Origin of the sequence: Pseudomonas sp. SMN5 (genome assembly GCF_052041925.1) — a bacterium.
Taxonomy (GTDB): Bacteria; Pseudomonadota; Gammaproteobacteria; order Pseudomonadales; family Pseudomonadaceae; genus Aquipseudomonas.
Genome location: NZ_JBKGGX010000041.1, coordinates 20222 through 30335, shown reverse-complemented (window position 1 = coordinate 30335; position 10114 = coordinate 20222). Strand labels below are relative to the sequence as shown.

Annotated in this window: 8 protein-coding genes; 5 read left to right on the top strand and 3 right to left on the bottom strand. The window is 61.1% G+C overall.

All coding sequences use genetic code 11. The features are described from left to right. The first annotated feature begins 289 nt into the window (after positions 1–289). Positions 290–553, top strand: coding sequence for a hypothetical protein (locus ACLEJR_RS26025; protein WP_440796248.1), 264 nt, complete (start codon positions 290–292; stop codon positions 551–553). Positions 554–699: 146 nt separating this feature from the next. On the opposite strand, the gene ACLEJR_RS26020 is transcribed toward ACLEJR_RS26025, so the two are convergent. Next, positions 700–1803, bottom strand: a complete 1104-nt coding sequence (locus tag ACLEJR_RS26020) for a GlxA family transcriptional regulator (RefSeq protein WP_042731607.1) — start codon at positions 1801–1803, stop codon at positions 700–702. A 604-nt stretch (positions 1804–2407) separates the two neighbouring features. Beyond that, positions 2408–3784: an L-serine ammonia-lyase gene (locus ACLEJR_RS26015; RefSeq protein ID WP_440817509.1), complete on the bottom strand. Its 1377-nt coding sequence runs from the start codon at positions 3782–3784 to the stop codon at positions 2408–2410. Between the two features lie 425 nt (positions 3785–4209). Here ACLEJR_RS26015 and ACLEJR_RS26010 point away from each other — a divergent pair, with 425 nt between their 5' ends. The 3 genes from ACLEJR_RS26010 (at position 4210) to choV (ending at position 7248) form a co-directional block, all read left to right on the top strand. Then, the gene (locus ACLEJR_RS26010; RefSeq protein WP_440817508.1) at positions 4210–5157 is read left to right on the top strand and encodes a choline ABC transporter substrate-binding protein; all 948 of its coding nucleotides are present in this window, start codon (positions 4210–4212) and stop codon (positions 5155–5157) included. A 70-nt stretch (positions 5158–5227) separates the two neighbouring features. Continuing rightward, positions 5228–6073, top strand: coding sequence for a choline ABC transporter permease subunit (choW, locus tag ACLEJR_RS26005; protein WP_245144625.1), 846 nt, complete (start codon positions 5228–5230; stop codon positions 6071–6073). Then, positions 6070–7248 (top strand): choline ABC transporter ATP-binding protein, encoded by a 1179-nt coding sequence (choV, locus tag ACLEJR_RS26000; protein WP_440796241.1) that lies wholly within the window; start codon positions 6070–6072, stop codon positions 7246–7248. Before choW ends, choV begins: the two co-directional genes overlap by 4 nt. Positions 7249–7523: 275 nt before the next feature. On the opposite strand, the gene ACLEJR_RS25995 is transcribed toward choV, so the two are convergent. Further along, the gene (locus ACLEJR_RS25995; RefSeq protein ID WP_440817515.1) at positions 7524–9092 is read right to left on the bottom strand and encodes a BCCT family transporter; all 1569 of its coding nucleotides are present in this window, start codon (positions 9090–9092) and stop codon (positions 7524–7526) included. A 366-nt stretch (positions 9093–9458) separates the two neighbouring features. Here ACLEJR_RS25995 and betI point away from each other — a divergent pair, with 366 nt between their 5' ends. Then, positions 9459–10079 carry a transcriptional regulator BetI gene (gene betI / locus ACLEJR_RS25990; RefSeq protein ID WP_440796239.1) on the top strand — a complete coding sequence of 207 codons (621 nt, stop codon included), beginning with the start codon at positions 9459–9461 and terminating at the stop codon, positions 10077–10079. Positions 10080–10114: the final 35 nt, after the last annotated feature.

Sequence of the window (10114 nt, the reverse complement as noted above, 5' to 3'; positions counted from 1 at the left end):
ACAATCCACCTGACACCCAAGCTTTCCCTGATTCACAGACAAAAAAATCCCCAATCAAGCCGTGACAGGATCGGGGCAGGAGGCGTTACTGGAGGAGCTGTTGCGCGAGGGTGACCAAACCATCGTGATTCAGCTTGAGGCCAGTGTGCCCAGTCCCGGATTGTGCGAGTTAACCGAAAACGACCTGTTCATAGGTATCCCTGCCATTGCGACAGTTTGCCCTTGCCGCCGCTTCGGGTGGCTACCAGAATCGAGTCACGCCCCCCATCCCGGAACAAGGAAAAGCGTCATGATGCACGCCGATTTGATCGACCAGGAAGACCTGCTGGGCCAGCTCAAGGCCCTGGGTCTCCAGATTCCCAGCGGCTCCAGCGCCGAACAGGCCTGTGAGTGTGCCGTACGCGGGCTGGACAGGGCCCGCGCCAATGAATTGCGGCGGATGGTCAAGGACATGTACACCAGCAGCGCGACCATCCTGCCGGCCGTGCGCCAGGCGATCGAACAGCAGCTGCTGCCGGCGTTGGCGGATTACCAGAAGAACCACAGCGCCTGACCTTGTGGCGAGGGAGCTTGCTCCCGCTCGGCCGCGAAGCGGTCGCAAATCCAGTCTCCGCGATATTTCTGGAACACCGTGATATCCGGATTTGGGGGGCTTCGCCCCCAGCGGGAGCAAGCTCCCTCGCCACAAAGGGCCTCGGCTCAGAGCCTTACACTGGCAAACGTCGACTCATTGCGCGCCTGGCTCAGCGCCGACAGCGGGCCGGACAATGGCGACAGCACCAGGGCCTGCGGCAACGGCATCATCGCCACCTGCTGCGTGGTGTTGGAGCCGACACGTTCGTCACGCGGCGGAATGCCGAAGTATTCGCGGTAGCACTTGGAGAAGTGCGGCGTGGAGACGAAGCCGCACACCGAGGCCACTTCGATGATCGACATCGGCGTCTGCTTGAGCAACTGCCGCGCACGAATCAGCCGCAGCTTGAGGTAATAGCGCGACGGCGAGCAGTGCAGGTACTTCTGGAACAAACGCTCCAGCTGACGCCGCGACACGGCGACGTACACCGCCAATTCGTCGAGGTCGATCGGCTCTTCCAGGTTGGCTTCCATCAGCGCGACGATTTCCTGCAGCTTCGGCTGGTTGGTGCCGAGCATGTGCTTGAGCGGCACACGCTGGTGATCCTGCTCGTTGCGGATGCGCTCGTAGACGAACATTTCGGAAATGGCCGCCGACAGTTCGCGACCGTGATCGCGGCTGATCAGGTGCAACATCATGTCCAGCGGCGCGGTGCCGCCGGAGCTGGTGAAACGGTTGCGGTCGAGGGTGAACAACCGGGTGCTCATCGACACCCGTGGGAAAGCTTCCTGCATCGCTGCCAGGCATTCCCAGTGCACGCTGCAATCGAAGCCGTCCAGCAGGCCGGCGCAGGCCAGGGCCCAACTGCCGGTGCAGACCGCGCCAAGGCGCCGGGACTGGCGGGCCTGGCCTTGCAGCCATGACACGTGCTCGCGGGTAACAGTGCGCTGGATGCCGATGCCGCCACATACGATGACCGTGTCCAGGGGCGGTGCCTTGTGCATGGAGGCGTCAGGGGTGATCTGCAAGCCGTCACTGGCCCAGACCTGGCCGCCGTCGACGGTGAGGGTGGTCCAGCGATACAACTCTCGACCGGACAACTGGTTGGCCATGCGTAGCGGCTCTACCGCGGACGCCAGGGAAATCAGCGTGAAATTGTCCAGCAGCAGAAAGCCGATGGATTGAGGCGCACGGTTCTGGGGTTGGGCCCCGGAGTTGGACGTCGTCATCGCGGTATCTCCTCACACAAAGCGGGTGATGGCCTCAGGCGGAGGCTCTTGTTATTGCCATCGTTCTGTTGCCAGAAACGGGCTTTTGCGGGATAGAGCAATTGCCGTGCCTAAAGTTGAATGCGTATTCAATAAATCCTGAAAACGACATCGCGCCCCTCTAGACAAGGGGTGGATCCGGTACAGGTTATTGGCATTAATCGTGGCGGCGGGCAGCCGTCACAGCGGGCTGTGAGCAGTTCGGTAGCACTTGTGGGTACTGGGCTGCGCCGCTTGCGCAACCGGTATCACCACAGGGCGGGTGACGGACGGTCAGGCGCCGTATAGCGACGAACCCGACAACGGGCGTCTTGTCTGTTAGCGACGCGCTAAAAGGTGGCGTGTTTTCTTCTTTCTGCTCAATTTACGAGCGATATGCGGATCACTATCAGGACCGGCGACAAGCCTTCCTGTGGCGAGGGGAGCTTGCTCCCGCTCGACCGTAAAGCGGGCGAAAAAGGGGCTTCGGGAAACTTCTGAAAGACCGAGGGTGCCAGGTTTTGGGGGTGCTTCGCACCCCAGCGGGAGCAAGCTCCCTCGCCACAGGGGCAGGTGCGGTGTTCTGTCAGCACTCCACCGCACTCACCGCCAACCCGCCGCGCGAGGTCTCCTTATATTTGTCATGCATGTCGGCACCGGTATCGCGCATGGTGCGGATCACCCGGTCAAGGGAGATAAAGTGCTGGCCGTCGCCGCGCAGGGCCATTTGTGCAGCGTTGATGGCTTTTACCGCGGCAATCGCATTGCGCTCGATGCACGGCACCTGCACCAGGCCGCCCACCGGGTCGCAGGTCAGGCCGAGGTTGTGCTCCAGGCCGATTTCCGCTGCGTTGCACAATTGCTCCGGCGTCGCGCCGAGGATTTCCGCCAGGCCCGCCGCCGCCATCGCGCAGGCCGAACCGACCTCCCCCTGGCAACCGACTTCGGCACCGGAGATCGATGCATTCTTCTTGCACAGGATCCCCACCGCCGCGGCACCTAAGAAGTAGTCCACCACGTTGGCGTCGGTCACCGCTTCGCTGAATTTCATGAAGTAATGCAGCACCGCCGGAATGATCCCGGCCGCGCCGTTGGTCGGGGCCGTGACCATGCGCCCGCCGGCGGCATTTTCCTCGTTGACCGCCAAGGCATACAGGTTGACCCACTCCATGGCGCTGAGCGTCGAGCCGATGACATTGGGTTTGTTCAGCTCTTGCAGGCTGCGGTGCAGCTTGGCCGCACGCCGTCGAACATTCAGGCCGCCGGGCAGGATGCCCTCATGTTTGAGGCCGTGCTCGACGCACTCCTGCATGGCCCGCCAGAGTTTCATCAGGCCGCTGCGGATCTCCTCTTCCGAGCGCCAGACCTTTTCGTTGGCCATCATCAATTCGGCCACCCGCAGGTTGTGAGTGCGACACAGTTGGAGCAGTTCTTCGGCGCTGGAAAAATCGTAAGGCAGCTCGGTGGTATCCAGATCGACGACGCCGCTGTTGGCCTGGGCCTGGTCGACGACAAAACCACCGCCCACCGAATAATAGGTGTCACGGTGCAACTCGCCGTTGTCGCCTTCGGCCACCAGCGTCATTGCATTGGGGTGGAACGGCAGGTTTTCATCGATCAGGCGCATGTCCCGGGACCATACGAACGGCACCGGCAGGCGACCGTCCAGCAACAGGGTCTGGGTCTCGCGCAACAGCGCGATACGCGGGGCGATCTGCGACGGATCGATTGCATCCGGCCACTCCCCCATCAACCCCATGATGACAGCGGTATCGCTGCCGTGGCCGATGCCTGTGGCCGACAACGAACCATACAACTGCACCTCGATCCGGCGCACCTCGTCGAGCAACGCCTTTTCCCGCAGTGCTTGCACGAACAACGCCGCGGCACGCATGGGGCCCACGGTGTGGGAACTGGACGGGCCGATACCGATTTTGAACAGGTCGAATACGCTGATTGCCATTGCCTAGAACCTCCAGAACGGGCACACGCGGGCGCGGAAGCGCCCGCTGACGGAGCTGCTACGCTCAACGCCGGGATGGCCGCATCATCCGGTTTTTACCCTGGAGCCCGACGTCTGACACCGACGCAATCATGCCCGCCAGCGCCGCCGGCGTTTTACCCCGGTTTTACGGCGTTTTTCTGCGTGTCAGAGCTGCACCAAGGGCAGAAAAAATCTGTAAACGACGTCACCGACACTGGATGCGACCCTCCCTGTACTGGATACGACTATCCCCGTAGGCGTCAGATTTGCACTGGTACATGATCAGTTACGGCTCGTTTGCAAGGCCGCGTGCAAGAGAGTGCCCACGCGCCACCAACCGCAATACCAATAAGCGAGCGGTTGTCCTGCCAGGACACTGCCGATAAAACACCAGGAGTCTACCCATGAAAGGTTCCAAGCCATTGTTGTTGGCCGCCATGCTGAGTCTTCCGATGCTGGCCAACGCTGCAGAACCCCCGCAATGCAGCACCGTCAACTTCTCTGACGTCGGCTGGACCGACATCACCGTGACCACCGCCACTACCAGCGTGGTACTCGATGCGTTGGGCTACAAGACCAAGACCACCATGATTTCCGTGCCGGTGACCTACAAGTCCCTGGCCGATGGCAAGAACATGGACGTGTTCCTCGGCAACTGGATGCCGACCATGGAGAACGACATCAAGGCCTACCGCGAGGCCGGGACCGTGGAAACCGTACGCACCAACCTCAAGGGTGCCAAGTACACCCTCGCCGTGCCCCAGGCGCTGTACGACAAAGGCCTGCATGACTTCGCCGACATCCCCAAATTCAAGAAAGAACTGGACGGCAAGATTTACGGCATCGAGCCTGGCAACGACGGCAACCGCCTGATCCAGAGCATGATCGACAAGAACGCCTTCGGCCTGAAGGACGCGGGTTTCAAAGTCGTCGAATCGAGCGAAGCCGGCATGCTCTCGCAGGTTGACCGCGCCTCGAAACGCGGCACCGACGTGGTGTTCCTGGGTTGGGCTCCTCACCCGATGAACACCCGCTTCAAGATCCAGTACCTGACCGGCGGCGATGACTTCTTCGGTCCCGACTTCGGCGCGGCCACCGTGGCGACCAACACCCGCAAGGGCTACAGCCAGGAATGCAGCAACGTTGGCCAACTGCTGAAGAATCTTGAGTTCACCGTCGACATGGAAAGCTCGCTGATGGGCAACGTCCTGGACGACAAGATGAAGCCTGAAGCCGCCGCCAAGGCCTGGCTGCAGAAGAACCCACAGGTACTCGATACCTGGCTCGCTGGCGTGACCACCATTGACGGTAAACCTGGCCTGGAAGCCGTGAAAGCCAAGCTCGCGAAGTAACTGCTTATGTTAGGCCGGGCGGGCTCGCTCGCCCGGGCTGTTAATCCCTTGCATGCGGACGTTCACTACCATGCTCATTGATCAGAAAATACCCTTGGGCCAGTACATCGCGGGCTTTGTCGAATGGTTGACGCAAAACGGCGCCAGCACCTTCGACGCAATCGCGCTGTTTCTGGAAACGATGATTCACGGCGTGACGTTTGCGCTGACCTGGTTCAACCCCCTGGCCCTGATCGGCCTCATCGCCCTGCTGGCGCATTTCATCCAGCGTAAATGGGGCCTGACCGTATTCGTCATCGCGTCCTTCCTGCTGATTCTCAACCTGGGTTACTGGCAGGAAACCATGGAAACCCTCGCCCAGGTGATGTTCGCCACCCTGGTCTGCGTACTGATCGGCGTGCCGCTGGGCATTGTTGCCGCGCACAAGCCGATGTTCTACACCCTGATGCGGCCGGTGCTCGACCTGATGCAGACCGTACCGACCTTCGTCTACCTCATTCCTACCCTGACCCTGTTCGGGCTGGGCGTGGTTCCGGGCCTGATCTCCACGGTGGTGTTCGCGATTGCCGCGCCCATCCGCCTGACGTACCTGGGTATCTGCGACGTTCCGGAAGAATTGCTCGACGCCGGTAAAGCCTTCGGCTGCTCCCGTCGCCAGCTCCTGTCGCGTATCGAACTGCCCCATGCGATGCCGAGCATCGCGGCCGGTGTCACCCAGTGCATCATGTTGTCGTTGTCGATGGTGGTGATCGCTGCGCTGGTGGGTGCCGATGGCCTGGGCAAACCCGTGGTCAACGCACTGAACACCGCTGATATCGCCCTGGGCTTCGAAGCCGGCCTGGCGATCGTATTGCTGGCGATCATGCTCGACCGAATCTGCAAACAACCCGACGCTAAAGTAGGGGGTGACGCATGAGCATCATTCGTTTCGAAGACGTCGATGTCATTTTCTCCAACCGTCCCAAGGCCGCGCTGGACCTTCTGGACAAGGGCCTTTCGCGCCCCGAAATCCTGCAAAAGACCGGCCTGATCGTCGGTGTGGAAAAAGCCAGCCTGTCCATCGAGAAGGGTGAGATCTGTGTCCTGATGGGCCTTTCGGGCTCAGGCAAATCCAGTCTGCTGCGCTGCATCAACGGTTTGAACACCGTCAGTCGCGGCAAGTTGTTCGTCGAACATGAAGGACGGCAGATCGACATCGCCTCCTGCTCGCCTGCCGAATTGAAGATGATGCGCACCAAGCGCATCGCCATGGTGTTCCAGAAGTTCGCCCTGATGCCTTGGCTGACCGTGCGCGAGAACATCAGCTTCGGCCTGGAAATGCAGGGTCGTCCCGAGAAGGAACGACGCAAGCTGGTGGATGAAAAACTCGAGCTGGTGGGCCTGACCCAGTGGCGCAACAAGAAGCCCGACGAGCTGTCCGGCGGTATGCAGCAACGGGTCGGCCTGGCACGTGCCCTGGCGATGGACGCCGACATCCTGCTGATGGACGAACCGTTCTCGGCCCTCGACCCGCTGATCCGCCAGGGTTTGCAGGACGAACTGCTGGAACTGCAACGCAAACTGCAAAAGACCATCGTGTTCGTCAGCCATGACCTGGACGAAGCCCTGAAACTGGGCAGCCGGATCGCGATCATGAAGGACGGCAAGATCATCCAGTACAGCAAGCCGGAAGAGATCGTGCTGAATCCGGCGGACGATTACGTACGCACCTTCGTCGCCCATACCAACCCGCTCAACGTGCTCTGCGGTCGCAGCCTGATGCGCACCCTGGACAACTGCAAGCGCATCAACGGCTCGGTGTGCCTGGACCCGGGTGGCGATTCCTGGCTCGACCTGGCCGAAGGCAACACCATCAAGGGCGCCCGCCAGAACGGCGCGGCACTGGACCTGCAAAACTGGGTGCCGGGCCAGGCCGTCGAAGAACTGGGTCGCCGCCCGACGCTGGTGGATTCCAACATCGGCATGCGCGACGCCTTGCAGATCCGCTACCAGACCGGCAACAAACTGGTGCTCCACGACAACCAGAAGGTCGTCGGGATCCTCGGCGACAGCGAGCTGTACCACGCCCTGCTCGGCAAGAACCTGGGCTGAGCCAGCGCCAACAAAAAAAACGCCGCGAGAGATCGCGGCGTTTTTGTTTGTGGCCTATCGCTGGCAACCGGCCTGCAATGCTGGCGGCATATCCTGGAACGCTGACTGCCGGCCTGAAATGCTGCCCTGTCGCGAGGGATCTTGCTCCCGCTCGGCTGCGCAGCAGCCGCAACCCAGGTCACTCGGTACCGCGGGTGACGTCAGGTTTGGGGGCTGCTACGCACCCCAGCGGGAGCAAGCTCCCTCGCCACACAAGCTCCTCGCCACGACGGTGATTACAACTGTCGATCCAGTTGCATCATGCGTTCACTGAAGCGCTGCCAATCACGCGTCTCCAACGCCGCCTGCTCCTGTTCGAGCTGCACGTCCCGGCGCATGGCCTTGTGCAGGCCGAACATGAAAAACACCAGCACCACCGAGAACGGCAAACCGGCCAGCACCACCATGGTCTGCATGGCTTCGAAGTTACCGGCAAACAGCAGGCCGATGGTCACCAGGGTGATCACCACCGACCAGAAAATCCGCAGCCAGTGCGGCGCATCTTCGTCAACGGTGCCGCCCTTGCAGGAAAGGTTGGCCATCATCACCGCACCGGAATCCGCCGGGGTCAGGAACAACACGAAACCGACGAAAATCGACACGCCGATCACCACTTTCGACGCCGGGTAATGCTCCAGCAACTGGTAGATCGCCATCGACGGCTGTTGCAGTGCCGTCTTGCCCAGCTCCACTGCCCCGTGGTTCATCACCAGGTCCAATGCCGAGTTACCGAAGATCGACAGCCAGGCCAATGTGAAGCCCAGGGGAATCAGCAGCACGCCGGCCACCAGTTCACGCACGGTACGGCCACGGGAAATACGTGCGATGAACATGCCCACGAATGGCGCCCAGGAAATCCACCACGCCCAGTAGAACAGCGTCCACAGGCCCAGCCAGCGATCCGAATCGGCGCCGTTGCCCTCATACACATACAGATCGAAAGTCTTGAGCACCACACCGTTGAGATAATCGCCAATGTTCTGCACGAAGCCGTTGAGCAAGTGCAGGGTCGGGCCAAACAGCAGGACAAAGATCAGCAGGCCGCTGAACAGCACGATGTTCAGGTTCGACAACCGGCGAATGCCATTCTCCACACCAGACACCGCGGCGATGGTCGCCACCGTGCTCATCACGATGATGACAATCAGCAGGTTGGTGTTGCTGTGCTCCATGCCGAACAGGCTTTCCAGTCCGGACGACACCTGCAGCGAGCCGATTCCCAGGTTCGTCACCAGCCCCAGCAGGGTCACGAACATGCCGAAACCGTCCACCGCATGGCCGGCTGCACCTTTGACCCAACGCTCGCCCACCAACGGGTACAACGCCGAGCGCAGCGCCAGCGGCTGGTGATGCCGGTAGGCGAAATACGCCACGGCCAGGCCGACCAGCGCATAGATCGCCCAGCCATGCAGGCCCCAGTGCAGGAACGTCAGTTGCACCGCCTGGCGGGCGGCCAGGTTGCTGCCGGCCACGCCTTCGGGCGGATTGAAAAAGTGATCCAGCGGCTCGGAGGCTCCGAAGTACAACAACGAAATGCCGATGCCCGAGGAGAACAGCATCCCGGCCCAGGCACCGTAGCTGAAGTCCGGCGTGTCGTCCTTGCTGCCCAGCTTCAGCTTGCCGTAGGAGGAGAACGCCAGGCCGACAACAAACACTAGGTATGCCGCGATCACCACCATGTAGTACCAGCCGAAGCTGCGTGACAGCCACGCCTGGGCAATGCCGAGCAATCGGCCGGCCTCCTGGGGCGCCATGATCAGGATGGCGGTCAACAGCAAAATCAGCGCGGTGGAGGTGTAGAACACCCAACCGTTGACCGTCACCTTTTGCGGCGGGGTCTTTATTAGGAGAAGCAGAACTCATTGCACGGACGCTCCAGGCAGTGCGAGAGAAGGACAAGGCAACGCGGTACCCGACCAATCGATCAGTTGGCAGCCGACCGGCGGGTGTTATAAAGACACCCCACAAGCCCTGTCCCCAGTGAAAGCTGGGGCCTGGGCCGTTGGATGTCCGGTTTCTGCGCCATTTACACGTAGGAAATTTCGGCAAATCGCGACGAATTGTCGCAGAGCTTATTCTTTGTTGATTGAACGTTCAATCAAAACAAAATAGACTGGCCCACGCACCGACAGACGAACTCGCCTGCCGGTTGGCCTAAGGAGATGTGCTAGATGCCCAAGGTCGGTATGCAACCCATACGCCGCCAGCAATTGATCGAAGCCACGCTGCAAGCGGTCGATCAGGTCGGCATGGGGGACGCCAGCATTGCGCTGATCGCCCGTTTGGCCGGTGTCTCGAACGGCATCATCAGTCACTACTTTCAGGATAAGAATGGCCTGATCGCGGCCACGGCCCAGTACCTGATGACTGTCCTGAGCGAGAACGTCACCGCGCGCCGCCAGGCACTGGAGGACAGCAGCCCGCGGGCGCACCTCAAGGTGATCATCGAAGGCAACTTCGACGCCAGCCAGGTCAACGGCCCGGCTATGAAAACCTGGCTGGCCTTCTGGGCCACCAGCATGCATCACCCGTCATTGCACAGGTTGCAGCGGATCAACGATCACCGTCTGTATTCCAACCTGTGTTGCCAGTTCCGTCGCGTGTTGCCCGTCGATGAGGCGCGCAGTGCGGCACGGGGCCTGGCCGCTCTGATTGACGGTTTGTGGCTGCGCGGGGCGCTGTCGGGAGACGCGTTCGACACCGCCCAGGCACACCGGATCGCTTACGAATATATGGATTTCCAACTGGCCAAGGCAGGAGCGCCAGAGCACACAGAACCGCTCGGCTCCTGAACCGCCACCGACCCGCGTAGTCAGCTGTAGAGGAC